The organism is Sphingomonas sp. Leaf30 (assembly GCF_001422525.1).
GTDB lineage: Bacteria > Pseudomonadota > Alphaproteobacteria > Sphingomonadales > Sphingomonadaceae > Sphingomonas > Sphingomonas aerolata.
Genome location: NZ_LMKZ01000021.1, coordinates 15,174 through 15,662, shown reverse-complemented (window position 1 = coordinate 15,662; position 489 = coordinate 15,174). Strand labels below are relative to the sequence as shown.

The 489-nt window shown below is 65.0% G+C and carries 1 protein-coding gene; it reads left to right on the top strand.

The window, feature by feature from the left end:
* Nucleotides 1-69: 69 nt before the first annotated feature.
* A partial coding sequence (locus ASE89_RS21025; protein ID WP_201781566.1) for an MFS transporter occupies nt 70-489 on the top strand: 420 nt, incomplete at its 3' end.

Below are 489 nucleotides of genomic sequence, written 5' to 3'. Positions count from 1 at the left end.
CTCCGATGCGTCCGCAAGGTCGCCGTCGGGGCGGCTTTTTCTTTGTCCGCCGCAGATGGAGGGCCGACCATGTTGTTCGCATCACCGGGTATCGACACCGCTGCACCCAAGGCTACCAGGATCGACCTGTTCAGCGCCGCCACGCCGCAGATGCGCGCGTTCCACGTCACGTGGCTAGCGTTCTTCGTGTGCTTCTTCGCGTGGTTCGCCGCCGCGCCGTTGATGCCGCTGATCAAGGCCGAGTTCGGCTTGAGCAAGGATCAGATCGCCAACATCAACATCGCCGCGGTCGCGGTGACGATCCTGGTGCGGCTGGTGGTCGGACCGCTCTGCGACCGGTTCGGCCCCCGGCGCACCTATACGTGGCTGCTGCTGCTCGGCACGGTCCCGGTGTTCGGGCTGGCGTTCGCGCAGACCTACGAGACGTTCCTGTTCTTCCGCCTCGCGATCGGCGCGATCGGCGCGTCGTTCGTGATCACGCAATATCAT